Here is a 25,879-nt window from a genome sequence, read left to right as displayed (position 1 = left end):
ACGACGACCGACGCGCGACGTCGTGGAGGCTCGACCTGCCTCCACTGGACTTCGTCGGACCCGGCCGCCCGCTCGCCCTTCCACCACGCAATGGAAGGTTGGCTTTCAGGGTCTCACGAATCATCATCGCGCGCGATGGCCCGCGGCGAGCCGAAGTCACTTGAAAGCCTTCTCCCCCGAGTCCTGGGTCGCCTCGCCGGTGAGTCCGGGCGCGGACATCCCCTGGCGCCGGTGTGGGCCTCGGTGGTGGGTGCGCACATTGCCCGCCATGCGACCCCACGTGCCCTCGAGGGTGGCACCCTGCTCGTGTCGGTGACGAGCCCCGAGTGGGCGCGCACGCTGGAGCCCGAGGCCGCGTCGCTCTGCGCCCGCTTGAACGAGCGGCTGGGCGCGGACACGGTGAAGGCGCTCGCCTTCCGTTGGGAGGGGCGATGATCGCCGCGCTCGCCCTCTCCCTGTTGCTCACCGCCGCGCCCGCGCCACGTGGCCCGGCCGCGCCGCCCGCACAACAACAGGCGCCCCCGCCCAGGCCGAAGGTGCCGCTGACACCCACCGAGGCCATGGAGCAGCAAGCCGCGCAGCACGTGGTGCGCGAGTTCGAGCGCGTGGGCCGCCGCGCCCCCGCCGAGGACGCCTCGCTCGTCGAAGCGGCCCGACGGCTGGCGCGCGAGGCGCTCAGCGGGGCCTTCACCGGCGCGCCGGACCTCTTCACGCTCACCGAGGCCATCAGCGACGCGGGCGCCGCGGACCCCGCGCCCCGGGCGCTCGTCATCCGAGCGTGGGCCCACCAGCACGCGCTCGAGTCCCTGCGCGCCCGGCCGGACCTGAACACGGAGCGGGCCACCCACTTCGGCGTGGGCGTCGCGTTCGTCGACAAGCGCGCCGCGCTGGTGACGCTGCTGTCGGACCGCAAGGCGGAGCTGCGCCCCTTCCCGCGCGTCATGCCCGGTGAGCGCGCGGTCCAGACGCTCTGCGGACGGCTGGGCCCCTCGCTGAGCCAGCCGGAGATCTACGTCACCCGTCCCGATGGCGAGGTCATCATCGTCCCGCTCACGCGGCGAGGCACCCAGGGCTCCGACTTCTGCTCGCGCCTGGACTTCCTCACCCCCGGCACCTACACGGTGGAGGTGGTGGCGCGAGGCGAAGCGGGACCGGAGGTCACCTCGCTGTTCCTCACGCAGATTGGCGAGGTGCGCCGACGCGGCCTGCGCGAGAGCAACGTGGAGCCTACCACCGTGGAGACCGCGCGCGTGGCGCTCCATGAGCGCATCAACGCCCTGCGCCGCGCGCATGGCCTGGTGGAGCTGACGCCGGACCCGCTGCTCGAGCGCGTGGCCCAGGCGTACAGCCAGCGCATGTCCGCCGAGGGCTTCTTCGCGCACGTGGCCCCGGATGGCAGCACCCTCACCCGTCGACTCCCGCCAGGGACCCGCTACGTGCGGGCGGGTGAGAACCTGGGCCAGGCCGCCGGGCCGCTCGCGGCGCACTTCGGCATCGAGCACAGCCCCGGCCACCGCCGCAACCTGCTGGACCCGGGCTTCCGGTTCATGGGCGTGGGCGTCACCTTCCAGAAGGTCGGCGGACGCAACGAGGCCATCGTCACCGAGGTCTTCACCGCCGCGTCTCCCGCGTCCGCGGACCCGGAGAATCCCAGGCAGGACGCCTACGACGCGCTGGCCCGCCACCGCACGGCGAAGAAGCTGCCGCCCATGGCGCGCAGCGAGGTGCTGGAGTCGCTCGCGCAGGCGCACGCCCGGCACGCGCTGGAGATGGACCAACCGGCCGCGCAGCCGGGCGAGGCCCCGCTGCACGAGCGCGTGTTCCAGGTGCTGCCCGACGCGGGCACGGCGTCGGTGGACTTCTTCGTGGTGTCGGACCCGGCCTCGCTCCCCGAGTCCCGCAGCGTCGCCGAGGCCACCAACAACCGGGTGGGCGTCGGGGTGGTGCGCGGGGATTCGAAGCGCTTCGGCGCGAAGCAATACTGGGTCGCCGTCATCTACGCCGCCGTGCAGTGACGACGGGCGGAACCTCCGTGTGGGGCGCCCCTCTCCATAACGGGGCATCCCCTCACACGGTGAAGCGACTCCGGTGCGGCATCAGACGGGGCGACGCTGGGTGGCGTACGCCTCGAGCCCCATCTGCGGGGGCGCGACGTGCTGGTACATCGGGCACTTCATGCAGGTGAAGGACTGCCACCCACGACGCACCGCCTCATCCAGGCAGTTGTCGTACTGATGGCAATTCAGATTGCGATGCGTCTCGACGCCGGCACGCTTCGGCCCGGCCTCGGGATTGATGGTTTGCGGCAGATCGGCTGGACACGGCTTCATGGAGCCCTCCCTCTGTGCTGTTTCCCCCCCGAGCGCTGTGAACGAGCAGTGTTACCGGACGACAGGTCCCGCCAGGCTTCGACGGACCGGGGTAGCGCGCAACGGCCGCGCAACGTAGTGATGCACCCCGGGTGACGCAATGGGTCCACTCGACGGACCCAAGAGCACGTAATCGCCTGAACGCTTTCAGCGAATGCTGCGGATGAAGAACAGTTCGGACCGGCCCGATGGCGCGCGGATTTAGGACTTGTCGGGCCGGCTGTCAAACCACCCCCCTGGTGTGAGAGGGGAATGCCTGACGGATGCATCTCGTTGGCTGGTCGCAAAGCCGCGTCGTGAAAGGAAGAACCACATGAGCTGGATGGGGATGGTCGCGGGGTGTGCACTGGGGGTTTCCCTCGGACAATCCCCGACAACCCTGGAGGCCGTACGGCTTCACCAGGCGGACGCGACCTCCCTGGCCGAGCGGGAGTGGACCGAGTGCGCGGCGAAGCGCTGCGCGGATGCGGGACGGCTGGGCCTCCTGGCGGGCACGCTGGCCCTCTCCGAGGGACGCGCGGCCGAGGCCCGGGACATGCTGGCGGCCAACCCCGCCCCCGCCCTGCTGGAGCCCTACCGCGCCTTCTACCTGGGCCAGGCCCGCTTCTACGCCGGGGACGCACCGGGCGCCGCGCTCGACTTCGCGCGCGTGCTGGAGTTCCCGGGGGCGCCGCTGGACCTGGTGACCCGCGCGCGGGCCCGGCTGGGGGAAGCCCTGCTCAAGGCGGGCAAGGCGAAGCAGGCGGTGGGGGTGCTCGAGTCGGCGGTGAAGGCCACGCCCACGCCGGAGCTGCTGTTCCAGCGGGCGCAGGCGCGGGGCGAGTCGGGCAACCGCGCGGGCCAGCAGGCGGACCTGCTGGAGGTCGCGCTGCGCTTTCCCACACACCCGTATGCCGATGACGCGTTGAAGGCGCTCTCCGAGCGTCGCCCGGCGGTGCGCCTGGGTTTCGCCGAGCGCTCGCGCCGGGCCGAGGGCTTCCTGTCCGGAGGTGCCTCGCAGCGCGCGCTGGCGGAGCTGGACGCGCTCGCGGGTGAGAAGCTCGGCAAGGAACAGTCGGCGAAGGTGTCGCTCCTGAGGGCCAAGGGCCTGTTCGCGCAGAAGCGGGACGAGGAGGCGCACAAGGCGCTGGCGCTGGCGCGCAAGGGCTCTGCGGAGACGGCCGCGGAGGCGGAGCTGGTCGTCGCGCGGCGGGCCCTGCGGGCGGATGACAACGACAGGGCCCGGGAGCTGATGGCGGGCCTGGCCAAGAAGTACGCGGCGCAGTCGGCGGGTGAGGAAGGCGCCTTCTTCGCGGGCTGGTTGGATCTACAGGCGGGCCGCTTCGAGGAGGCCGCGAAGTCCTTCACCTCGCACGCGGACCGCTACACGCGCTCGCGCCGTCGGGACGAGGGCATGTGGTTCCGCGCGCTCGCGTATCTGCGGCTCGCGGACTACGCCAAGGCGCGCGAGGCGCTGGACGCGCTGGTGACGGCCTATCCCCGAGGAAGCCTCGCGCCCCAGGCCCGCTACTGGATGGCGCGCAGTCAGGAACTGGGCGGCGCCACGGCGGACGTGGTGGGGCCGGAGTACGAGCGGCTCATCGCCTCGTCTCCGGCGTCGTTCTACGCGCTGCTCGCCTCGGAGCGGCTCCAGGAGTTGGGACGGCCGGCTCCGGCGCGCTTCCCCAAGCCGCCCCTGGCGCTGGAGCTGCCACGGCCTCCCGAGCTGGCGCTCGCGGTGGAGCTGACGCGCGCGGGGCTCTTCCGGGACGCGGCGGACGAGGTGGAGACCCACGTGGCGAGGCTGCGCTCGGCGGACCAGGCGCTGCCGTTCGCGCACGCGCTCTTGAGCCTGGGCGAGTTTGGCCACGCGCACACCGTGGCGGCGCGACACCTGTGGGGCCGGGCCTTCGGCTCGCGCGAGCCGGACGCGCTGGCGGCGTTCTACCCCCGCGCGTTCTCCAACGCCGTGGAGCAGGCGGCGACCACGCACAAGGTCGACCCGTTCCTCGTCTGGGCCATCATGCGCCGCGAGAGCGCGTTCAAGCCCGAGGTGATGAGCGCGGCGGACGCGCGCGGGCTGATGCAGATCATTCCGAAGACGGCGACGGAGATCGCGCAGAAGCTCGCCGAGCCGGCTCCCGCGCCGGCGGACCTCTTCTCGCCCGAACGCAACATCCGCTACGGGGCCTGGTATCTGTCACGGCTGATGGAGCGCTTCGCGCATCCGGTGCTCGCGGCCGCCGCCTACAACGCGGGCCCCACCGCCGCGGCGAAGTGGGCCCAGGAGCGCGGTGACCTGCCGTTGGACCTCTTCGTGGAGTCCATCCCGTTCCGCGAGACGCGCGGCTACGTGAAGCAGGTGGTGGCGGACCTGTTCCTCTACCACGGCTTCTACGGCGCCCAGGGAACCCAGCAGCCCCGGCTGTCGCTCGTGGTGCCCGCCCCCTCGAAGGAGGGCGTCACCTTCTAGAAGTCGAGCGGCGGCGGGCCCGTCGCTCCGGGCCCGTCCCCTACCCTCGCGCGGCCATGCGGCGGAGGATCTCCGCCTCCATGTTGTGGACGACCTCCGACAGCGGGAGGCTGCTGGAGTCCACGCGGACGGCGTCGTCCGCGGCCTTCAGCGGGGCCACCGCGCGCGCGGAGTCGTCCTTGTCGCGCTTGGTCTGGTCCGCGAGCACGTCGCCCAGGCTGCTCTCCACGCCCTTCTGGAACAGCTCCTCGAAGCGACGACGCGCGCGCACCTCGGGGCTGGCCTCCAGGAAGAACTTGGCGTCCGCGTCCGGGAACACCACCGTGCCGATGTCGCGCCCCTCCAGGATGGAGCCCTTGCTCGACTCGAGCGCGAGCCGCCGCTGCAGTTGAAGCAGTCCCGCGCGCACCACCGGGCGGCCCGACACCTGCGAGGCGGCCATGGAGATCTCCGGCGAGCGGATCTCCCCCGACACGTCCTCGTCGCCGAGGAACACGCGGTTCTCCTCACCCACCACCTGGAAGTGGATGTGCACGCGGCCGAGCAGCTCGCCCAGGCGGGCATCGTCGTCGTAGGCGATGCGCTCACGCCGCGCGAGCAGCGCCACGCAGCGATAGATGGCGCCCGTGTCCACCAGGCTGAACCCGAGCCGGCGCGCCAGCAGCTTGGACACCGTGGACTTGCCCGCGCCCGCGGGACCATCGATGGCGACGATGAAGCAGCGAGCGCCCGTCACGCGAGCACCTCCTTCAGCGCGCGCACACAGCGCTCGTTCTCCGACGCGGTGCCCACCGAGATGCGCAGGCAGGTCGGGAAGCCGCCGCCCGCGAACGGCCGGACGATGACGCCCTTGCGCAACAGCAGCTCATACAGCTCCGTGGACGAGCGGCGGAAGTCGGCGAACACGAAGTTGGCGTGGCTCTTCGTGAGCGTGATTCCCAGCCTGGGCAGCTCCGCCTCGAAGTAGCGCAACCCTTCCCGGTTGTTCTCGCGCGTGCGCTTCACGTGCTCGGTGTCCTCGAGCGCCGCGAGCCCCGCCGCCTGCGCCACCACCGTGAGGTTGAAGGGCATGCGCGTGCGCTGCACGTACGTCGCCAGCTTCGCGTCCATCACCCCGTAGCCCAGCCGGATGCCGGCGAGCCCGTGGATCTTGCTGAACGTGCGCAGCGCGACCAGGTTCGGGTGGCGCCGGAACAGCTCCACCCCGCTGACGTACTCGGGCCAGTCGACGAACTCGAAGTAGGCCTCGTCGTAGACCACCAGCACCTCGGACGGCACCGCCGCCAGGAACTTCTCCAGCGCCTCGCGGCCGAACGCCGTGCCCGTGGGGTTGTCCGGGTTGGCCAGGAAGATGAGCCGCGTGCGCGGCGTCACCGCGCGCGCCATGGCCTCCAAGTCGTACTGGTAGCCCTCGCGCATCGGCACCTCCACGAAGGGCCGCCCGTGGGCCTGCGCGGAGATGCGGTACGCGGCGAACGAGTTCTTGCACAGGAGGATCTCATCCTCCGGCGTGGTGAAGGTGCGGATGAGCAGCTCGATGAGCTCGTTGGAGCCGCTGCCCAGCACCACTTCCTGAGGCTGCACGCCCAGGGACGCGGCCAGCCGGCGCACCAGGTGGAACGACGTGGCATCCGGATACAGGTGCACCTGGGCGGACGCGTGCCGCATCGCCTCGAGCGCCCGCGGGGAGGGCCCCAGCGGGTTCTCGTTGGAGGCCAGCTTGATGACGCCGGAGAGCCCGAACTCGCGCTCGGTCTCCTCGATGGGCTTGCCCGGGACGTACGGCTTGAGCGTCTCGACGTAGGAAGGAACGAGAGGTCGCATGGGAGACGGGGCCCTGGAAGTGGTGGCTCGAATGAGCGGTGGCTGGCTCAGCGCCCGGAGAACACACCGAGCGCGCGGAACTTCGCGTAGCGGTCCTTGACCAGGCCGTCGGGCGTCAGCTCGGCCAGCTGGGTCAGGTGCTTGCGCAGCGTCTTGCCCAAGGCCTCCGCCATCTTCGCCGGATCGCGGTGGGCGCCACCCGCGGGCTCCTGCACGACCTCGTCGACGATCTTCATCTGGACCAGGTCGCTCGCCGTCAGCTTCATCGCGTCCGCCGCCTTGTCCGCCTTGCTGGCGTCGCGGAAGAGGATGGAGGCGCAGCCCTCCGGTGAGATGACCGAGTAGACGCTGTTCTGGAGCATCAGCACGCGGTTGCCCACGCCGATGGCCAGCGCGCCCCCCGAGCCGCCCTCACCCACCACCGTGGAGATGATGGGCACGCGCAGCCGGCTCATCACCTCCAGGTTGACGGCGATGGCCTCGGCCTGTCCGCGCTCCTCCGCGCCGATGCCCGGGTACGCGCCCGGCGTGTCCACGAAGGTGAGGATGGGCTTCTCGAAGCGCTCCGCCAGTTCCATCAGCCGGCGCGCCTTGCGGTAGCCCTCCGGGCGCGGCATGCCGAAGTTGCGCGCCATGTTCTCCTTGGTGTTGCGGCCCTTCTGGTGCCCCATCACCATCACCGGCTTGCCGTCGAAGCGCGCGAAACCGCCGACGATGGACGGGTCCTCGCCGAAGTGCCGGTCTCCGCACAGCTCCACGAAGTCCGTGAAGAGGAAGCGGACGTAATCCAGGAAGTAGGGCCGCGCGGGGTGGCGGGACATCTGCACCACCTGCCACCGCGTCAGGTCGCTGAAGATCTCCGTCTGGAGCTTCTTCGCCTTCTTCTCGAGCTTCGAAATCTCCGAGGTGAAGTCCGCGGATCCACCCGTGGACAACGCCTTGAGCTCATCGATCTTCTTCTCCAGTTCGATGAGCGGGCGCTCGAAGTCGAGCGCGTAACTGATGCCGGTTGCCATGGCGCGGAACTAGCACCAGGGTATGGCACCTTTCAACGCGCAAGCACTTACGCACCGCACCGTGTCACGGTGCCGGACACCCCACGCCCCTCCGGACGCCATGCTTCATGCCCTGCCGCTGCTCGTCCTCGCGCTGAGCGCCGCCCCCGTCCCGGCCCCCGCAAGGGCCCTCAACACCGAGGGCTTCCGCCTGTACCAGGCCGGCCGCTATCCAGAGGCCCTGGAGAAGTTCCAGGCCGCCGTCCGAGCGGCCCCGGACTACGCCCTGCCCCGCTACAACACCGCCGCCACCCTGGGCGTGCTCCGCAAGCAGGGCCAGGTCTGCGAGTACGGTGCCCACCGGGACGTCATCGTCGAGCACCTCACCCAGGCCGTGAAGCGGGACGCCCGCCGGCTGACGCGCGCCCGCCAGGACGCGGACTTCGACGGCATCCGGGACACCCTCGGCTGGCAGCGCCTGCAGGGCCGCGTCCCGGAGAAGGAGGCCGACGTCCCCTTCCTCCTGCGCAACGTGAGCTGGTACGGCCCGGGCGTGGGTGTCCACGGCACCACCCGGGGCCTGCGCTTCCGCACCCAGGGCCGCGTGACGCTCTGGAATCGCGACGTGGACGCGGAGGGAAAGCCCCACCGCTCGGAGCTCTCCGGCACGTACTCCGTGAAGGGGCGCCAGGTGGAGCTGAGGCTGCGCGGCGAGGCGCCCGTGACGGGCACGCTGACCGAGACCGGCGCGCTGACGTTCCCCCAGTGGGGAACCTTCACCGACGCGCCGTCCGAGTGTGACGCCTGAGGCGGCCAGAGCCGCCCCAGTGGGACCTCAGGCGGCCTTGATCTTCGCGGCCGGCGGCGACAGCGCGTACCACGCCGTGCGGAACGCCTTCAGCTCGCGCAGGCCGGCCGGGTGACGACCGAGCGCCGGGGCCATGGTGACGGGCAGGCCCAGCTTCTTCTCGATGGCCTTCGCCGCGTTGAGCTCCAGCTTGCGGCGGTTCTCGCACTTCTCACACGTGGACTTCGGGCCCACGCGGTTGACGAGGATGCGCTCCACCGGGAGCTTCTTCTCCTTCAGGTACTCCACCACGCGCTCGGTGCGCGCCGCGGCCAGGTCCTCGCCGCGCGTCACCACCACGAAGCGCGCCTCCGACGGGGACGCCAGGGCCTCCTCGAAGCGCTTGGCGTGCTTGATCATCCCGGCGATGTCGTCCGCCAGCTCGCCCAGGCCCTTGGCGCGGTGCTTGTTGAGCACGGTGTGCAGCGCGCCCAGCCACGTCTTGGCCGTCTCCGCCAGCTCCACCACCCGCACCGAGTTCACCACCGGCGACGAGTCCACCACGATGCGCTTGAACCGCTCCTGCACCAGCGCGTCCGTCAGCACGCTCATCGCCGCCAGCTCGTCGATGCCCGGGGGCGCGCACTCCAGGAGATTTCGCAGGTACAGCAGATCCGCCGGGACCTCGCTGCCCGCCTTGGGCGCGCCCTCGAAGGCCTTCTCCGCCTTCTCCTTGAGCCGCTTGCGCAGGGCGTTGAACCAGCCCGCCATGTCCAGCTCGCGCGCGTACAGGCCCTTGGTGCCCTTCACCTGCGTCTCGGTGTCCGTCAGCCGGCTCTGCAGCACGTCCGACAGCGAGTGCGCGGGGTCCGTGGAGATGAGGAGCACCGGCCCCTCCTTCTCCGTCAGCGTCACGGCGGCCGCGGCCGCGCAGGAACTCTTGCCCACGCCGCCCTGGCCCACGAAGAAGATGAGCCGCGTGGGAGGCAGCGGCGGCGCGGCGATGGGCGGCATGGACGGCGCGCGCACCAGGGCCGGAGGGCCCTCCGCGGCGGCGAACTCCAGCGCCTTCGTCTCCTTGCCACCCGCCCACGCCTTGGCGAACAGACCCACGCCGTCCAGCCCGCGCGGCGCCACCTCGCGGCGACCCAGCAGGTGGACCGGCACCGTCTTGTCCAGCGCCTGGAACTTGCGCACGTGCGGCGCCTGCAGTCCCCGGCGGCCCTGACACGCGGGGCAACCCTCGCGGTCCTCCACCTGGTTGACGACGATCTCCGTCACCGGCAGCCCGCGCTCGCGCAGCTGCGTGAAGAGCATGCGCGTCTGCGCCTCGGGGACCGGCTCCGCCAGCGCCGTCAGGTGGAAGGCCGTGCGCGCGGGGTCCTTCAAGAGCGCCAGCAGCTTCTCCGCCTTCTGTCCCAGCGCCTCCAGGTAGCCCGGCTCCGCGGCCGCGGCCTCCTGCGCCTTCTTGCCCTTGCCCGTCGTCGCGGCCGGCTTCTCACCGGCGCGCACCAGGCCCAGGAACTTGCGCAGCCCCACCGGCAGATCGAAAAGCCGCAGGGTGTGCGACGTGGGCGAGGCGTCCACGATGATCCGGTCGAAATCCTTGTCGTCGATCAGCGCCACGACATGGAAGAGCGCCACCAGCTCCTCCAGCCCGGGGATGGCCTGCTGGTACAGCGAGCCCAGCTCCTCCTCGGTGAAGTGCGTGCCCTTGACCGCGGCCTTCTTCAGCGCGGGCAGGTACTCCGCGAGGAAGGGCTTGAGCAGCGCGGCGGGCTCCAGCTCCAGGCCCCAGACGCCGCCCTCGCCCTTGCCGGCGACGAGCTTTGTCGGCTTCGCGCCGAGCTTCTTCTTGAGCAGATCCGACAGGGAGCGCACGGGGTCCAGCGAGACGAGCAACACCCGTTCCTTCGGGGCCTCCTCCGACAATCGCAACGCGTACGCCGCCGCGAGCGTGGTCTTGCCGACCCCGCCCTTGCCGCCGAAGAAGTGAAGAACTCGCGCGTCGCTCATTGCGTTGTGGCCTTCCTTGTGCCCCCCCGGCGGCACCCTGATGCACACTCCTGATTTGCCGAGTTGAAGGCTTCGGAGTCGCCCGGAGCGTCGACCTGTACGGCCGGGCCCTCCCTGTGGGTGGGAGGCGACCGCAGAATCCCTTGTCCAGAGGTCAAAAGTCAAGAATTGACGCGGGGTTTCGCGGAGGGTCGGCCCCTGCCGACCCCTCCTGCCGAGGCCCCCGTCGCACCGTCTCCGAGCCGCTCCAACAGCGCGGAATCCGGAGCGGATTTCCTACCCGTCAGGTCAGCGCGCCAGCAGGTTGCTGGCGCTCAGCGGACCATCGCTCCCCTGCCCGCCCAACGGCCCTCCAGGACCGGACTGCTGGGTGCGAGCCTCCGCCGCGTAGCGGTTGAGCTTGTTGTAGAGCGTCTTCTCGCTCACCCCGAGCACCTCCGCCGTGCGCGCCTTGTTGTTGCCATTGCGCTGGAGGCTGCCGAGGATGTACTCACGCTCCACCGCGTCCAGGCTCAACCCGAATGGCAACCGGAAGGTATGCCGCTCCGGGCCCTTGCCAGCCATGTCCGGCGGCAGGTGCTCGCGGGTGATGAGCTCCCCGTCGCACAGGATCACCGCGCGCTCCACCGCGTTGCGCAGCTCGCGGATGTTGCCCGGCCACTCGTAGTTCTTCAGGACCTCCATGGCCTCCGGGTGCACGCCGGACACGCGCTTGGCCGAGTCCCCCCGGAACTTGTCCACGAAGTGCTGGACCAGGATGGGCACGTCCTCGCGCCGCTCGCGCAGGGGCGGCAGGTGGATCTGGAACACGTTGAGGCGGAAGTAGAGGTCCTCGCGGAAGCGCTGGTTCTTGATCTCCTGCTTCAGGTCGCGGTTCGTGGCGCACAAGACGCGCACGTCCACCTCGATCTCCACCTTGCCACCCAGCCGGCGCAGGCGCCCCTCCTCCAGGACGCGCAAGAGCTTCGCCTGCAGGTCGATGGGGATCTCACCCAGCTCGTCCAGGAACAGCGTGCCGCCGTGGGCCAGCTCGAACACGCCCGGGCGGCGCTGATCCGCGCCGGTGAAGGCGCCGCGCTCGTGGCCGAAGATCTCCGACTCGATCAGCGTGGCGGGGATCGACGCGCAGTTGATGGCGATGAAGGGCTTGTCGCGGCGCAGGGACAGGTTGTGGACGGCGCGCGCCACCACCTCCTTGCCCGTGCCGGACTCACCGCTGATGGACACGCTGGCCTTGGACGGGGCCACCTTCTCCACCAGCTCGATGACCTTGCGCATGCCCGCCGACTGGGCGATGAGGTCCGAGGAGCCCAGCTGCTTGAGCCGCCGGCGCAGCGTCTGCACCTCGCGCAGGGTCTCCTTCTTCTCCAGCGCCCGGTCGATGCAGACCTTCAGGCGGGCGGTGTCGAGCGGCTTGACGATGAAGTCATACGCGCCCTCGCGGATGGCCTCCACCGCCGCGTCGATGGTGCCGCGCCCCGTGAGGAACACCACCGGGCAGTCCGGCAGCTCCTCCTTGAGGTTGCGCAGCAACCACAGTCCATCCGTCTCGGGCATCGCCAGGTCCGACAGGACGACGTCCGGGCGGAACTCGCCGGCCTTGCGCAGGGCATCGTGCCCGTCGAAGGCCGTCTCGACCTTGTGCCCCCAGGAGCTGAGCATCTCTGCCAGCGCCTCGCACGTGTCGCGTTCGTCGTCCACGGCCAGGATTCGTGCGCTACCCAAGATGAAGACCTCCGGTACTGCGTCGTGACGCGGATTGGGGATGACTCTGAATGAGAAGCCCGCTGCTCGGTACAGCCCTCAAGCGCGAGGAAAGATGAGACGGCAGGAGCCGCCGCGGACATGGAGGTCCACACCCAGCTGCGAACAGCGCAGCCCCAGCGCGGCCACGGCGTCCGCCAGCTCCGGCGCGCCGTCCCCTCCCGTGTCCTCGACCTCCAGCACCGCCACCGGGCCGTCCGCGCGCACCGTCACGCGCACCGAACCCCCACCTTCCGCCCGCCGGACTCCCCGCAGCAGCGCCTGGATGACGAAGAAACCGAGCTCCGAGGTGTCCGAGAGGCGCACCCGCACCCCAGCCTCCACGGCCACCTGCATCGTGGCGCGACGCTTGCGGCCCTCGTGCGCCACCACGCTCATCGCCCGCGTCGTCGCGTCCGACAGGTCCACCTCGCCCGCCGCGCCGCCCTTGGACACGATGAAGTCGGAGAACTGCCGCAGGATGCCGTCCACGCGCTGGATCTGCTCGCGCAGCGCCTTGAGGTTCTTCTCCTGCGACGGGGGCACCTGCCCCGTCTCCGCCTTCAGCTTCTCCGACAGCACCTCCAGATGGATGGCCATCGCGTTGAGCGGGTTGCGGACGTCGTGCAGCAGGCTGTCCATCAGCGTCTGCACGGCGCCGTAGCGGGCAGCGCCCACCACCGGATCCGTCGACTCCTGGACACGCACCATGCTGCTGGACACAGCCGTCGAGCTAACCAACGGAAACTCCTCGGGTTTTTCGTCTCCCTCCCCCGCCGCCACCCCACCGCGGCCAAGAGTTAGGGAGCGTGTTCCACAACGTCAACCCTGGGTCGGTAATTCTTGCCGGAACCGGCAAATTCCCGTGTAGCGACGCCTACTTGCGCAGGCTCCCGAGTGTTCTCCGGGCGACGTTTCCCGTGGCGCTTCCGTCCGCGTGAGTCGGGGGCTTCCCGCTCAGGTCGACGACGCGGGCGGGCGCGAGGCCTCGCCCAGGCCCACCAGCTCCAGGTTGAGCCGGGTGGCGACCTCGAAGATGCGGGGGTCCCGGTAGAACTCCCCGAAGACGATGCGCACCAGCCCCGCGTTGGCGATCAGCTTGAAGCACGGCCAGCAGGGGCTGGCGGTGGTGTAGATGGTCGCCCCGTCGATGCCCACGCCGTTGGTGGCCGCCTGGATGATGGCGTTGGCCTCCGCGTGCACCGTGGCCACGCAGTGTCCGTTCTCCATCATGTGGCCCACGTCGTCGCAGTGGGGCAGCCCGCGGATGGAGCCGTTGTAGCCGGTGGACAGGATGGTGCGGCCCCGGACGATGACGGCGCCCACGTGCTTGCGATCACACGTGGCCCGGGTGGCCACCTGCTTCGCGATGTCCATGAAGTACTGATCCCACGAAACCCGTCCGGACATGCGCTCGCCTCCTGGTGACGCGAAAAAGAGCGGGACGGATGTAGCGCGGACGGGGCGCCTGTCGACAAAAAGGCGGGTCAGCGACCCGCGGCGTGAGCGACGCCTCCCTCACCAGGCAGGCTGCGCTCGAGCAGCCGGCCAAAGCCCTGGGCCTTGAGGAACTGGCGCACCTTGGTGCTCGGCGCGGCGAACGTCTCTCCGGGCATGGGCACATCGAAGCTGAAGCTCTCCTGCTGCACCTCGAAGCCCACCTGCGCGGTGCGGTAGCCCTCCACGATGGCGAGCAGCCGGCCCGTCTCCAGGCTGAAGATGCCACCGCCCGACGCCCCGTAGCCGATGGGCGCGTCGGTCTTCACCAGCTTCGGCCGCCGCGACTCCCGGTCCCACTCCACCTGGGACAACATGCCGCCGGACAGCGACAGCGCGCGGCCGAACGGAGACGCCGCCACGACGACGTCCTCGCCGAGCTCCAGCTCGGCCTCCTCCGCCAGCTCCACCGCGGGCAGCCCCAGCCCCGGCACGCGCACCAGCGCCAGGTCCATCTCCGGCACCTTTCCCCGCGCCACCACCTGCCCCACGTGCGTCTCCACGTCCCCGCGCCGGTCCACCAGCACGCGCAGCTCCGGGGCCTTCAGGTCCTCCATCACCACCGCGTGCGCGTTGGTCACCACCCACGCCACCACGCCGTCCTCGCCCCGCTCCGAGCCCACCACCACGCCGGACGCCGTGCGACGCACGCTGTCCCCCTCGGCGATCTGCAGCCGCACGTTGTGCGGGAGGATGCGGCGCACCATCTCCTTGCGCGTCGGCCGCGCGGGCTCGGGCATCGCCACCACGCGCACGACCTCGGCAGCGGCCTTGGGCGCGGGGGCGCTCGCGTGGGGCGACGAGGCGCCGGCACACGACGCGAGGGCGAGCAGGGCGACGGGGGCGCCCAGGAGGAAGCGGGTCATCGACTCTCCGGGAGGAAGGAAGTGCGTAGGACTGCGAACTCGCTCGACGCCCCCATCTTCCCGAGCCCGCTTACCAATGGAAAGCAGGCGCCCGAGCAGGCCCCGTCAGCCCGCTCGCCCGCTTCTCATGCGTAGCGCTTCTTCATCAGGAACAGGATGGCGTCCTTCGCGCAGTGCTCGCAGTAGCCGTAGCGCTCCGCCATCGTCTTGAGCGTGCTCTGCACCTGCGTCTGCTCGCGCGACGTCAGCTGCGCCCGGTCCTCGGAGAGGTACTTGAGGACGTTCTCCTTGTTCTTGCGCAAGACGCGCTTGCGCTCCTCGAAGTAGTGGTCCCTCAGGCGCTTGAACATGTCCGGGAACACGCGCGCGTAGTCCATCACCACGTCCGGGTTGTCCAGCCGGTGGGCGCCGATGGAGGCGATGAGCCCCCGACGGAAGTCCGCCACCTCCTCGCCCCGGGGCATGACGATGGCCTCCACCTCCTGCATGCGCTGCTCGTCCGGCTTCTCCATCTCGCCCGTGACGCGGTTGCGCATCTTCTCGCCACGCACCCAGTGGCTCACGCTCTGGATGTAGCGCTCCACCAGCTCCCGGTATTGGCCCTCGGACACCAGGCCCATGGACTCGCGCACCTCGGTGTCCACGCGGTCCAGGTACTCGGCCTCCGCCACGCGCACGAAGGCCTCGTGGTCGTGGTAGCCGTCCACCACCTCCTGGAGCAGGAACTCGTAGACGCTCTTGTCCTTGCAGATGGCCTCCAGCTCCTCCAGCACCGCGAGCGCGTTGAGGCACTTGTAGTCGGGGTTCTGCGCGGCGTTGAACAGCGCCGTCTTGATCTCCCGCGCGCTCGCGCCCATGCGCCCCTCGTAGTTGGGGTACGCGTCCGACTCGGTGAAGAGCTCCTCGCGCAGCTTGCGCAGCTCCTTGGTGTTGGCCAGGCTGAGCCGGTCCGGCGGCGCGCCCTCCTCGTACAGGTGCAGCTTCTCCACCGGCGTGACGTGGTCGATGAGCTCCTTCACGTCGCCGGGGTAGCGGTCCGGAATCGGCTTCTTGAGCCGCGTGAGCACCGCCCACATCGCGGCCACCGCCGTCGCGTGCGGCGCCACGTGCTTGCCCACCGTCGTCGCGGACACCTGCGCGTCGTAGATCTGCTGCTCGGTGCGGTAGCGGCGCAGGTACGGCACGCGCACCAGCTCGATGCGGCCCTTGAACGACGCGAAGTCCGGCAGCTCCTTGAACGCGCCCAGGTGCTTCTCGTTCGAGGACGCGATGAGCACCTCGTCCAACTGGAGGACGAACGGCTCGAGCGGCACCTCGCTCGTCTCGCTGAAGCCCAGGAGGTACTTGAAGGCCTCCAGCGGCCGCTTGAGCAGGTCCGCGTACTCGATGAGCCCGCGGTTGGCGTGCACCAGCGGGCCGTGCGGCTCGAAGAGCACCGTGCTGTGCAGGGGCGCGGGCACGTTGAGCTGGGTGCGGTCCGCGGTGAGCTGCTGCACCACCGCGTCCACGCTCATCTGCGGCTCCACCGTCACCGTGGCCACCTGGTAGCGCCGCGACACGTAGAAGCGCTCCACCTGGACGTGGCGCATCACCTTCAGCCAGTCGCCGTTGTACGAGTTGAGCAGCGCCGTGTAGATGCGCCGGCACTTGGAGCACAGCTCGCCGTCGCGCACGTAGTCGGAGAGGATGAAGTCCCCCGTCTCCCCGTCCCCGTTGCCCAGCCCCTTCTTCTTGAGCGCCGTCTCCAGCACCTTGCGCCGGTCCACCGCGGGCATGGCGAAGAGCGGATGGTCCCTGAGCTCGCAGGGCATGCGCAGGTCGATGGACTCCGCGTCCAGGTGCGCGAAGGTCGTCAGCTCCCCGTCCCCGGTGCTCGCCCGCTCCCCGAAGCCGATGGAGCCCTTGATGAGCTTCTCCGAGGGGAACACCCAGGCGATGCGGTACAGCGCCCCCTGCGGCAGCCGCGAGTACGTCTCCATCCCGGACTTGAGCGCGTTGACCAGCGAGGACTTGGCGCTGCCGTTGGGGCCGTGCAGGAAGATGAGCTTGTTGATGCGGCCGGCGCGCACGAAGTTGCCGAGCACCCGGTAGATGGCGTTCTGCACCTCCTCCTGCCCCGCCACCCGCCCGTCGCGCTCGTTGTGCTGCGCATCGAACACCTTGAAGCGCCGGATGCTCCCCGTCGGGTGCGGCACCGTCTCCGTCCCGAAGTGGTCCATCACGTCCCGCAGGTACTGCGCCGCGTTGCGCGCCTGGGCCTTGGGGTCGTTCAGGAAGAGCGACAGGTACTCCTCGAAGGACAGGATCGAACGGTTCTTGACGAAGTCGGCGTTCACCTGCGAGCCCACTTCCTGCAGATACCCCTTCGCGTCCACGTGGCTCTCCTCGTCGTCGTCCAGGTCCGTTGATCTAGCCACGGCACCAGCGCGCCGCAGGCCGTCCTCTGCCCTCCTCGACCTTTCCCGCCCACCCTCCGGAAAGTCCAGGGCCCTTTGGCGCCGTGTCGTCCACCCCACGTGCTCGGGCCGTCGGCCGTCCTCCAGGGGGGAGAGTAGCCCAGGTGGACTTTTCGCCCGACATGGTGCGGGGTTGCAGGGCTTTGTCGCAGGTGGGTGTCAGCTTACTCGCGTGGTGGGCCGGGGTGCGCTACGGTCCAGCCTTTCTCTTCGGTGGCCACCCGGAGCCCAGACACGATGCACAAGGAGCCCATCATCGGCATCGACCTCGGCACGACCAACTCGTGCGCGGCGATTGTCGAGGACAGCGGGAACGTCAAGCTCATCCCCTACAAGGGCGGTGAGTACACCATCCCCTCCATCTTCGCGATTGATGACAAGGGGAACGAGCTCATCGGCTACGAGGCCAAGCGCCAGTGGCAGCTCAACCCGCGCAACACCGTCTACGGCGCCAAGCGTCTGGTGGGCCGTCCTTTCGGCAGCGACGTCGTCGAGACGATGAAGAAGGTCGTGGCGTACAACATGCGCCCCGGCAAGAAGAACGACGTCACGCTGGACGTCGGCAAGCGTGAGTTCACGCTCCAGGAAGTGAGCGCGAAGATCCTCGGCAAGATTCGCGAGGTCGCGTCCAACTACCTGAAGATGCCCATCAAGCGGGCGGTGGTGACGGTGCCCGCCTACTTCAACGACCGGCAGCGCCAGTCGGTGAAGGACGCGGGCAAGCTCATCGACCTGGAGGTCGTGCGCATCATCAACGAGCCCACCGCGGCGGCGCTCGCGTACGGCGTGGGCAAGGGCCTCAAGGAGAAGGTCGTCATCTACGACCTGGGCGGCGGCACCTTCGACGTCTCCATCATCGAGATCCGCGAGCGCGTCTTCGAGGTGAAGTCCACCGGCGGCGACGTGTTCCTGGGCGGCATCGACTTCGACAACGCCATCATCCACCACGTCCTCAAGGACTTCGCGGCCAAGACGGGCATCGACCTGGCCACGGACCCGGTGGCCATGCAGCGCATCAAGGACCTGGCCGAGCGCACCAAGATTGATTTGTCCGCGCGCGACGAGGTGCCCTTCAACATCCCCTTCATCACGATGACGTCCCAGGGCCAGCCCCTGAACATCGAGATGAAGTTCACGCGCAAGATGCTCGAGCAGCTCACCAACCACCTCGTCGACCGCACCCTGCAGATGGTGGCGCGCGTGCTGGTGGACTCGGGCCTGTCCACCAAGGACGTGGACCAGGTGATGCTGGTCGGCGGCCAGACGCGCATGCCCATCGTCCAGGACCGGCTGACGAAGTTCTTCGGCAAGGCGCCCAGCAAGGCCGTGCACCCGGACGAGGCGGTCGCCATCGGCGCGGCGCTCTACGCGCACTCGCTCCAGGACGACACCAACCTGCGCATCCAGCTCTTGGACGTGATTCCCATGGCCATCGGCCTGGAGAAGGCCGGCGGCGCGTTCCACGTCGTCTTCCCGCGCAACGCGCCCATCCCCAACGCCAAGCAGCTGCTCGCCACCACCAGCATGGACAACCAGACCGAGCTGGCCATGCGCATCTTCCAGGGCGACCACGAGATGGTGGCGCGCAACGACATGCTCGGTGAGTTCACCTTCTCCGGCATCCAGCAGGCCCGCGCCGGCGGAGTGCAGGTGGAGATCACCTTCGACGTGAACATCGAAGGCATCCTCACCATGCGCGCCCGGGATCCGGCCACCGGCCGGGAGATGAACACCACGGTGCGCGTCACCCAGAGCAGCTGAAGCGCCGCGCGCCGTCCCCGCTCATCGGGACGGCTGCGCCACCAGCCCCGCCGCCTCGTGCGAGCCCTCCCCGGGCTCCTCGTGGCCCCCCGAAGAGGGCATGTACGGCGTCGAGTCCTCCGACACCGGCGTGCGTGCCCCCTCCGCCCGGAGCAGCTCGTACACCAGCAGCTCCACCGAGGCCCCTGGAGGCACCTGGGGTCCCAGCGCCGCGTAGTCGAAGGGCTCCTGCGCGCGCTCCTTGGTCCGCTCGCTGAGCAGCACCTGCCCGCGCCGCGCCAGGGTGGACAGCCGGGCCGCGGTGTTCACCACGTCCCCCAGCACCGTGTAGTCGAGCCGCCCGGACGCCTTCGCGCCGATGCTGCCGGACACCACGTCGCCGGAGTCCAACCCCATGCAGACCCCATGGGCATACGGGGCGCCCTCGCCTCCTCGCATGGCCAGCACCTCGAGCTGCTGTCGGATGGACAGACACGCCTCCAGCGCATGGTCCACGTGGCCGGGGCCGCGGAAGACGGCCATCACCGCGTCCCCCACGAACTTGTCCACCGTGCCGCCGCGCGAGAGCACCTCCGGGACGATGGCCTCGAAGATGGCGTTGAGCCGCCGCAGCGACTCCGGGGGCGCCTCGTCCTTGAGCACCGGGGTGAAGCCGTGCACGTCGACGAAGACGACGGTGCCCTCCACCCACTCGCCCGCCATGGCCTCCGTGCCTTGCATCATCGGCGGCAGCCGCTCCAGCACGCCGCCCGGGACGAACATGCGCAAGAGGCCGTTCTCCTCGGTGTAGCGCACCGTGCGCCGCAGCTCGCGCACGTGCTTGAGCGTCTTGACGAGCGTGGCCTCCAGGTCCGGGAAGTCGATGGGCTTGGTGATGAAGTCGAACGCGCCGCGGTTCATCGCCGTGCGCAGGTTGCTCATGTCCCCGTACGCAGAGACGATGACCACGCGCGTGAGCGTCGTCACCTCGCCGATGCGCGACAGGAACGTGAGCCCGTCCATCCTGGGCATGTTGATGTCGCAGAGGACCACCTCGGTGTCCGGGTGCTGGCGCAGCTCCTCCAGCGCCTCCTCACCATCCGCCGCGAACAGGAACTGGTAGACGTTGCGGCGGACCTGCTTGCGGAACACCTGCTCCATCAGCACCGCGACATCCGGCTCGTCGTCCACCACCAGCACCTTGGCTGGACGCGCGGGCCGCCCCGCCTCCACCCTCGCGCTGAAGGCCGAGGACTGCTCGTGCGCGGACTGGAAGCGCTTCGAGGGGTCCACGTCCAGCGCCCGCGCGAAGAACGCGTCCACCTCCGTGCCCAGCTCGGGCGCCAGCGAGGACGGCGCCACCGGCGGCGGCGGCACGTTGCCCAGGCGGAACTGGCGCAGCGACTCCAACGGGAACGGGTGCTGTCCGGTGAGCGCCCGGTACGCCACCACCGACAGCGCCCACAGGTCGCAGCGGTGGTCCAACCTGGGCGACAGCCCCCGGAGCTGCTCGGGGCTCATGTAGCGCGGCGTCCCCGCCATCTCCTCCTCGGGGTGCGGATGCGCCGTGCCACCCTGGGTCAACAGGGCAAGCCCGAAGTCCAGCACCTTCACGACCTCTCCGGACGCGCTCCGGGAAAGGAAGATGTTCGCGGGCTTCAGGTCTCTGTGGATGACACCGGCGGCGTGGGCGGCCGTGAGGGCGCGGGAGGTCTGGGTGAGCAGCCGCTCCACCATGGCGAGCGACAGGCGGCCGCGCCGGTTGAGCAGGGCCTCCAGGTCCTCGCCCTCGAGCAGCTCCATGACGATGTAGGGGGTGTCTCCCTCCAGATGGCAGTCGTGGATCTGGATGACGTGCGGGCTCTGGAAGCGGGCGATGGCCTGGGCTTCCCACTCGAACTGGCGCAAGGCGTGCGGGGTGGGCGCGCAGTGGGTGGCCATGAGCTTGAGGGCCACGCGGCGTTGGAGCTTGGGATCCGTCGCCACCCACACCGTGCCCATCCCACCGCCCGCGAGCACCCGCTCGAGGACGTATCGCCCGCCGATGATGCGCGGCTCAGACATGTCGTGTTGGTTCATGGTTGGTCGCACCGGGCGTCGCGATGATGGCACATCGGGTCCACGCGCCGGAACACCATCCCGCCCCCTCCCTCCCCTGGCGGACGTGCCACCTCGTCCGAGTCGCGGGCGTCGCACGTGTTACCGTGCTGGCCCCGTTCCCCGACCTGTTCCGCAGCTCCCTACCCGTGGAGGAGTCATGCCTGATGTGACTCGAAGCGCCGTGTCTCCCCTTCCTTCCCCCTCGGCGGAGGATGTGCCGCCGCCCGCGCCGCCCCATCTGCCGGATGGGACGACGTACCCTGGTGTCGCCGTCCCGCCGGGTCTCAGACCCGGGATGCCGCGCAACGCGATGACATCCAACCGGGAGCGCTTCACGCGCGAGCCGCTGCACGTGCTCGCCGGCAAGCTTCCCCCGGACCTGCACGGCCACGTCTTCGTCGCCGGCCCCAGCGTGTCCGAGGGCTCACCGGCGCTGGCCTCCGACGGGCTCGTGCTGCGGCTCGACTTCGACGGGGCCCACGCAACGTTCAGCTCCTCCATCATGGAGACGCCGTCGTACGTGGCGCGCGAGCCGGTCAACGCGGGCAAGACGTCGCGCGGGCCGCTCACGCGCTACCTCAACGAGTTCCGGGAGACGACGCTGTCGGACGTGTCCATCGCCCTGGGCGCGCAGGAGGCCCCCAACACGGCGCCCTTCCTGGTGCAGGGCGAGAACATGATGCTGGTGACGACGGACGCGGGCCGTCCGTGGGCCATCCATCCGATGACGCTGGAGGCGTACACGCCGCTGGGCTACCTGCGCGAGTGGAAGCCGGCCATCGGCACGCCGTGGACGTTCCCGCTGCTGCAGAGCACCGCGCACCCCGCCTTCGCGTTCGAGCACCCGGTGGCCATCTCCGAGGCGCCGGGCGCCGGGCAGAAGCCGCGCCTGTTCCTGACGAATCACGCGCCCAAGTGGCCGCTCGGGGAGGGCTGGACGCACCTGGTGAGCTGGGACACGTGGGAGAACCGGCTGCACCACTGGTCGCTCATCGACGCGGCCACGGGCAAGCCGGTGGTGACGCAGTCGCTGCATCAGATCGCCGTCACGCGCGACTACGTCGTCCTGCTGGACAGCAACTTCCCGGTCAACTTCTGGAGCATCGCGGTGCAGTCCGCGCTGCCGGGCATGACGCGGCTGCAGCGGCTGGTGAGCCGGTTGACCTCCGAGCCCTCCTATCCCCAGGCGGTGTTCTGGGTCGTGAAGCGCTCGGACCTGCGTCCCTCGCCCGGCACGCTGTTGCCCGATGACCCGCCGAGGATCCCCGCGTACCGCTTCCAGTCCGGCGGTGGCGGTCTGCACTTCGCGGCGCGCTACGAGAACCCGGACGACGTCATCACGATTGTCGTGGGGCACTCTCCCACCGAGGACCTCTCCCACACCATCCAGGAGGGAGATTTGCTCATCAACGGCAACCGGGCCCAGGCGTACCAGCAGGGCATGCCCACGGCGGTGCCGGTGACGCGCAGCTCGCTGGGCGTGCACCACATCGACATGCGCCGGCGGACCATCGAGTCGAAGCTGCACTCGCACGATGACTACACGTGGGGGCTCACCGTCTTCTCGAACACGGGCCTCATCAACGGCGAGCTCGAGACCAATCTGAAGCTGTACCTCGACGAGGTCCCCCGCGAGCCGCCTCCTGGCGGTGAGCCCCCCGGCGGCATCAACTGGGGCATTCCGGAGGACGAGCTGGCCATCTACTTCAACTCGGATGGCTTCACGGCGGACATGGTCCCCGAGTTCATCTACCAGATGTACAAGCCCATCGTCGGAGACCGGGAGGGCATGCCCATCCGCGAGGGCCGGGCCGCGAGCTTCTTCAAGTTCTTCGTCAACTCCGGCCGCTTCGAGGGCTACGTGCTGCCCACCGGCTGGTTCGGCTTCGCGCCGCAGTTCGTGCCGAGCATCAAGCTGCCGATGGTGCCGTACTGGAAGGGCTACGTCGTGGCGCTGGTGGTGTCGGACCCCACGCCGAACCTGCCGCCGGACTCGACGGGGGACGAGGTGTGGATCTTCGACTCGGAGGACATCGCCAAGGGACCCATCTGCCGGCTGGGCAGCAAGAACTTCGACATCGGCATGACGCTGCACACGACGTATCTGCCGCCGGGCCTGGGGGACATCCTCGATGGCCACGTGCCGGATGACCCGCCCTACTGCGTGGACGTGCGCGAGGACTACGACGTGAGCGCGATGCAGAAGGCCTACGAGGACTGGCTGCCGGGCCTGTTCCCCCGCGTGCCGCGCGCGCTCTTCGCCCCGTGGCGGATGGGCGTGCGCTGGGTGCTCAACTTCCCGAAGCTGCGCGAGGTGTTCGAGAACGACGTGTACCCGCGCTTCACGATGAGAGCGCCTCGGAAGAAGTAGCGGCATGACGGCGGTGGTGCCTCGGAGGATGCATGGGTTCTCCGAGGCACGGGCTCGCGCGACTCAGTCACCCGCCATGACCGCGCGGGTCGCCTCCTCGAAGCAGGCATCCGGCACGGAGGCGAGGACCTCGTCCTTCCCTCCTTGAATCCAGGTCCACCTCGCGCCCAGCTTCGTCACCAGTCCGAGCTTCCCGCCGCGAAGCCTCGCGATGAAGTGCCTCGCGGTCCCCTTGCCGCCGTCAGCGCGCCACAGGACAACCTCGAGGTCCGGAGGCGCGCTCCCCGCGAGCAGCGGTGCGATGGCTGCGTGGCACTCCAGTCGGAGGATGCGCGCATCCAGCTCCATGAGCAGCCCTTGCACGCTCAGCCCCGCGCGACCGGGCTCCTCGTCGAGGTACTTCACGACACGGGCCACCGCGGCGGTGAGGTGCACGAAGGTGTCCTTGCCGCGACACAGCGCCGCCGCAGCACCTGCCGTCCGCCGGACCACCGCGAGCGCCTCCGACTCGTCAGCCTCGGAGCGCGAGTCCGCGATGAGCGCGTGATAGGCGCGGCCCGCCTTGCTCGTCAGCTTCTTGTCATGCCCCAGCGAGAGTGACTCCTGGGGCGTGAGGCGCAGGGGCTTCGACAGGAAGTCCCGCACGCGCTCGACGATGCGGTGCGCGACGGCCTCCTCGAAGCGGTCCGCGAGGAACGGCGACACGAGGGAGGAGAACCACAATCCCAGCTCCACCTGACCGGCTGCCGGGCACACGGGACGCGGGCCGCCTAGCGCCCAACGAATCGCGGGCCGGTCTTCGGGCTTCGCCGCGAGTATCGCGGCCTTGAGGATGACGTGACAGCGCTCGAGTCCCGCGACTTCCGCCATGTCCCTTCACCTCCGCACGGCATGGGCAATGTCACACCTCGCCCCGGCGCTCGTGCAGCCCACGCTCGCCATGCACGACAGAGCGTGACACCTCCGGCGTTCTGGCGCGCGCCGTTCTTCGTCGCGAGCCCGCGCCCGAGGCCCCCCCCTTCACGCCCCCGCCATCACCGTGTCGACGATCTTCGCCGAGCACAGCACCGCGGGCAGACCCGCGCCGGGATGGGTCCCCGCGCCCACCAGATACAGCCGGTCCACGTCCTCGCTCTTCGCCTGCGCCCTCAAGAACGTCGTCTGCAACAGCGTGGGCGCGAAGCTGAACGCCGCGCCCCGGAACGAGCGCAGGTCATCGCGGAAGTCCTCGGGCGTGAACACCCTCGACGTCATCAACTCCGACTCCAGCCCGGGCAACACCGTGCGCGACAGTCGCTCCGCCAGCGTGCGACGGAACGTCTCCGCCCTCGCCTTCCAGTTCGAGCCCTCGCCCAGATGCGGCACCGGCGCGAGGACATAGAACGCGTCATGTCCTGGCGGCGCCAGGCCCGAGTCCGTCGCGGTGGGACGGTGCAGGTACAACAGTGGGTCCTGCGACGGCTGACCCGAGCCCGACAGGCCCGAGAACATGCCTCGGAAGTCCCGACCAAACAGGAGCGTGTGGTGTGCGACCTCGGGGTACTGGCGCCGTGTGCCGAAGTACCAGAGGAACACGCTCATCGAGTAACGCGCCTGCTGGATGCGGTCATCCGTCCAGTGGCTGCGCACGTGCCGCGGCAGCAGGTACCGGTACGTCCACGCCGCGTCCGCGTTGGACACCACCGCCTCGGCGGGGAGCCACTCGCCCGAGCCCAGTCGGACCCCCGTGGCCTTGCGCCCCTCCACGGTGATCTCCGACACCTCGCTGTCGTAGCGGACCTCACCGCCTAGCGACTCCAGCAGCGACACGAGGCCTCGCACCAGCGCACCCGTTCCCCCCACGGGGAAGAACCCACCCCAGCGACGCTCGACGAACTGGATGGACGTGTACACCGCGCTCGCGGCCGAGAACGGACTGCCGCCGATGAGCAGCGGGTGGAAGCTCAGCGCCTGCCGGAGCCGCTCGTCCTTCACGTGCCGCGACACCAGGCCATACATCGTCCGGAAGGCCTCGTCGCGAACCAACGCCGCCGTGAAGGGCGCCAGACTCAGCACATGCGGCACGGGCGCGCTCATCAAGGGGCCAATGCCCGCCTCGTACATCCGCTCCACCCGGGCGGACAGCGCCAGGTAGCCCGCCTCATCCCCAGGCGAGACGCGCCGCACGGCCTCGAGCATCCGCTCCCGGTCCGTGTGGTAGTCGAACGTGAAGCCATCCGGGAAACGCATCCGGTAGAGCGGCGCCACCGGCCGCAGCTCGACATGCTCCGAGAGCTTCCGTCCCGCGAGCGCCCAGAGCTCCTCGAGCAGGTGCGGACAGGTGATGACCGTGGGTCCCGCGTCGAAGGTGAAGCCGTCCTGCTGGAAGGCATGGGCGCGGCCACCCGGGACGGCGCGACGCTCCAGGACGGTGACTCGCCAGCCACGCGCGGCCAGTCGCACCGCCGCCGCGAGCCCTCCGAAACCACTGCCGATGATGAGGACGCGCCTGCCGTCCCGCCGTGTGTCCTGTTCCACCCTGGCCGTCGCTCTCATCACCGTGGAGGTTGCATGGCACACCCGGCCCCAGACCACCACTCCGGTGAGCAGGCAGCCGCCCCGTGAAGTGGGCCTGGTTCGGTTGCGAGCCGCGGGCGGGCACAGCTAGCCTGCCGGCCCCAAGG

At 69.8% G+C, this 25,879-nt stretch carries 19 protein-coding genes; 6 read left to right on the top strand and 13 right to left on the bottom strand.

The features are described 5' to 3' along the window. Positions 1-90: 90 nt before the first annotated feature. Positions 91-435, top strand: coding sequence for a DciA family protein (locus K8625_RS28290; protein ID WP_370641994.1), 345 nt, complete (start codon positions 91-93; stop codon positions 433-435). After that, positions 432-2,015, top strand: coding sequence for a CAP domain-containing protein (locus K8625_RS28285; protein ID WP_223784445.1), 1,584 nt, complete (start codon positions 432-434; stop codon positions 2,013-2,015). Before K8625_RS28290 ends, K8625_RS28285 begins: the two co-directional genes overlap by 4 nt. A gap of 81 nt (positions 2,016-2,096) precedes the next feature. On the opposite strand, the gene K8625_RS28280 is transcribed toward K8625_RS28285, so the two are convergent. Beyond that, on the bottom strand, positions 2,097-2,330 hold the full coding sequence (locus K8625_RS28280; RefSeq protein WP_046713590.1) for a hypothetical protein: 234 nt from the start codon (positions 2,328-2,330) through the stop codon (positions 2,097-2,099). A 352-nt stretch (positions 2,331-2,682) separates the two neighbouring features. Between K8625_RS28280 and K8625_RS28275 the strand changes: the two genes are divergently transcribed. Continuing rightward, positions 2,683-4,821 carry a transglycosylase SLT domain-containing protein gene (locus K8625_RS28275; protein WP_223784444.1) on the top strand — a complete coding sequence of 713 codons (2,139 nt, stop codon included), beginning with the start codon at positions 2,683-2,685 and terminating at the stop codon, positions 4,819-4,821. 40 nt (positions 4,822-4,861) lie between these two features. Here K8625_RS28275 and cmk read toward each other — a convergent pair whose 3' ends face one another. Genes cmk through K8625_RS28260 form a run of 3 tightly spaced genes read right to left on the bottom strand, consistent with a single transcriptional unit; the run spans position 4,862 to position 7,661 of the window. After that, entirely contained in the window at positions 4,862-5,557 is a 696-nt protein-coding gene (cmk, locus tag K8625_RS28270) for a (d)CMP kinase (RefSeq protein WP_223784443.1), read from the bottom strand. Then, entirely contained in the window at positions 5,554-6,645 is a 1,092-nt protein-coding gene (gene hisC, locus K8625_RS28265; RefSeq protein ID WP_223749914.1) for a histidinol-phosphate transaminase, read from the bottom strand. The genes cmk and hisC overlap by 4 nt, the downstream gene beginning before the upstream one ends. 47 nt (positions 6,646-6,692) lie before the next feature. Next, positions 6,693-7,661: an acetyl-CoA carboxylase carboxyltransferase subunit alpha gene (locus tag K8625_RS28260; protein ID WP_223749915.1), complete on the bottom strand. Its 969-nt coding sequence runs from the start codon at positions 7,659-7,661 to the stop codon at positions 6,693-6,695. A gap of 100 nt (positions 7,662-7,761) precedes the next feature. Here K8625_RS28260 and K8625_RS28255 point away from each other — a divergent pair, with 100 nt between their 5' ends. Next, positions 7,762-8,448, top strand: a complete 687-nt coding sequence (locus K8625_RS28255) for a tetratricopeptide repeat protein (protein WP_370640405.1) — start codon at positions 7,762-7,764, stop codon at positions 8,446-8,448. A gap of 27 nt (positions 8,449-8,475) precedes the next feature. Here the strand turns inward: K8625_RS28255 and K8625_RS28250 are convergent, their stop codons facing one another. The 6 genes from K8625_RS28250 to K8625_RS28225 form a co-directional block, all read right to left on the bottom strand. After that, complete coding sequence (locus tag K8625_RS28250) at positions 8,476-10,443, bottom strand: ArsA family ATPase (RefSeq protein ID WP_223784442.1); 1,968 nt, start codon at positions 10,441-10,443, stop codon at positions 8,476-8,478. Positions 10,444-10,731: 288 nt separating this feature from the next. After that, the gene (nla6, locus tag K8625_RS28245; RefSeq protein WP_141323913.1) at positions 10,732-12,168 is read right to left on the bottom strand and encodes an enhancer binding protein Nla6; all 1,437 of its coding nucleotides are present in this window, start codon (positions 12,166-12,168) and stop codon (positions 10,732-10,734) included. 78 nt (positions 12,169-12,246) lie between these two features. Beyond that, positions 12,247-12,897, bottom strand: a complete 651-nt coding sequence (locus K8625_RS28240) for a HAMP domain-containing sensor histidine kinase (RefSeq protein ID WP_083560397.1) — start codon at positions 12,895-12,897, stop codon at positions 12,247-12,249. Between the two features lie 246 nt (positions 12,898-13,143). Beyond that, positions 13,144-13,596 (bottom strand): cytidine/deoxycytidylate deaminase family protein, encoded by a 453-nt coding sequence (locus K8625_RS28235; protein ID WP_046713582.1) that lies wholly within the window; start codon positions 13,594-13,596, stop codon positions 13,144-13,146. Positions 13,597-13,673: 77 nt separating this feature from the next. Beyond that, positions 13,674-14,549 carry a serine protease gene (locus K8625_RS28230; protein WP_223784441.1) on the bottom strand — a complete coding sequence of 292 codons (876 nt, stop codon included), beginning with the start codon at positions 14,547-14,549 and terminating at the stop codon, positions 13,674-13,676. 125 nt (positions 14,550-14,674) lie between these two features. Next, the gene (locus K8625_RS28225) at positions 14,675-16,924 is read right to left on the bottom strand and encodes a PrkA family serine protein kinase (RefSeq protein ID WP_223750033.1); all 2,250 of its coding nucleotides are present in this window, start codon (positions 16,922-16,924) and stop codon (positions 14,675-14,677) included. Positions 16,925-17,242: 318 nt separating this feature from the next. On the opposite strand from K8625_RS28225, the gene K8625_RS28220 reads away from it, so the two are divergent. Beyond that, entirely contained in the window at positions 17,243-18,766 is a 1,524-nt protein-coding gene (locus K8625_RS28220; RefSeq protein WP_141323915.1) for an Hsp70 family protein, read from the top strand. 21 nt (positions 18,767-18,787) lie between these two features. On the opposite strand, the gene K8625_RS28215 is transcribed toward K8625_RS28220, so the two are convergent. Further along, positions 18,788-20,809, bottom strand: a complete 2,022-nt coding sequence (locus tag K8625_RS28215) for a response regulator (RefSeq protein ID WP_223784440.1) — start codon at positions 20,807-20,809, stop codon at positions 18,788-18,790. Positions 20,810-21,026: 217 nt separating this feature from the next. Between K8625_RS28215 and K8625_RS28210 the strand changes: the two genes are divergently transcribed. Continuing rightward, positions 21,027-23,216: a carotenoid oxygenase family protein gene (locus K8625_RS28210; protein WP_223784439.1), complete on the top strand. Its 2,190-nt coding sequence runs from the start codon at positions 21,027-21,029 to the stop codon at positions 23,214-23,216. A 63-nt stretch (positions 23,217-23,279) separates the two neighbouring features. On the opposite strand, the gene K8625_RS28205 is transcribed toward K8625_RS28210, so the two are convergent. Both K8625_RS28205 and crtI read right to left on the bottom strand, forming a co-directional pair. Next, complete coding sequence (locus tag K8625_RS28205; protein ID WP_223784438.1) at positions 23,280-24,086, bottom strand: hypothetical protein; 807 nt, start codon at positions 24,084-24,086, stop codon at positions 23,280-23,282. 150 nt (positions 24,087-24,236) lie between these two features. After that, positions 24,237-25,733, bottom strand: coding sequence for a phytoene desaturase family protein (crtI, locus tag K8625_RS28200; RefSeq protein ID WP_370641993.1), 1,497 nt, complete (start codon positions 25,731-25,733; stop codon positions 24,237-24,239). Between the last annotated feature and the right edge of the window lie 146 nt (positions 25,734-25,879).

Origin of the sequence: Myxococcus sp. AS-1-15 (assembly GCF_020037055.1) — a bacterium.
Taxonomy (GTDB): domain Bacteria; phylum Myxococcota; class Myxococcia; order Myxococcales; family Myxococcaceae; genus Myxococcus; species Myxococcus fulvus.
This window is presented reverse-complemented; position numbering and strand designations above follow the sequence as displayed.

Coding starts and splice junctions, on each gene's coding strand:
- K8625_RS28290 (WP_370641994.1), top strand. CDS start 91: ATGGAAGGTTGGCTTTCAGGGTCTCACGAATCATCATCGCGCGCGATG.
- K8625_RS28285 (WP_223784445.1), top strand. CDS start 432: ATGATCGCCGCGCTCGCCCTCTCCCTGTTGCTCACCGCCGCGCCCGCG.
- K8625_RS28280 (WP_046713590.1), bottom strand. CDS start 2,330: ATGAAGCCGTGTCCAGCCGATCTGCCGCAAACCATCAATCCCGAGGCC.
- K8625_RS28275 (WP_223784444.1), top strand. CDS start 2,683: ATGAGCTGGATGGGGATGGTCGCGGGGTGTGCACTGGGGGTTTCCCTC.
- hisC (WP_223749914.1), bottom strand. CDS start 6,645: ATGCGACCTCTCGTTCCTTCCTACGTCGAGACGCTCAAGCCGTACGTC.
- K8625_RS28260 (WP_223749915.1), bottom strand. CDS start 7,661: ATGGCAACCGGCATCAGTTACGCGCTCGACTTCGAGCGCCCGCTCATC.
- K8625_RS28255 (WP_370640405.1), top strand. CDS start 7,762: ATGCTTCATGCCCTGCCGCTGCTCGTCCTCGCGCTGAGCGCCGCCCCC.
- K8625_RS28250 (WP_223784442.1), bottom strand. CDS start 10,443: ATGAGCGACGCGCGAGTTCTTCACTTCTTCGGCGGCAAGGGCGGGGTC.
- K8625_RS28240 (WP_083560397.1), bottom strand. CDS start 12,897: ATGGTGCGTGTCCAGGAGTCGACGGATCCGGTGGTGGGCGCTGCCCGC.
- K8625_RS28235 (WP_046713582.1), bottom strand. CDS start 13,596: ATGTCCGGACGGGTTTCGTGGGATCAGTACTTCATGGACATCGCGAAG.
- K8625_RS28230 (WP_223784441.1), bottom strand. CDS start 14,549: ATGACCCGCTTCCTCCTGGGCGCCCCCGTCGCCCTGCTCGCCCTCGCG.
- K8625_RS28220 (WP_141323915.1), top strand. CDS start 17,243: ATGCACAAGGAGCCCATCATCGGCATCGACCTCGGCACGACCAACTCG.
- K8625_RS28215 (WP_223784440.1), bottom strand. CDS start 20,809: ATGTCTGAGCCGCGCATCATCGGCGGGCGATACGTCCTCGAGCGGGTG.
- K8625_RS28205 (WP_223784438.1), bottom strand. CDS start 24,086: ATGGCGGAAGTCGCGGGACTCGAGCGCTGTCACGTCATCCTCAAGGCC.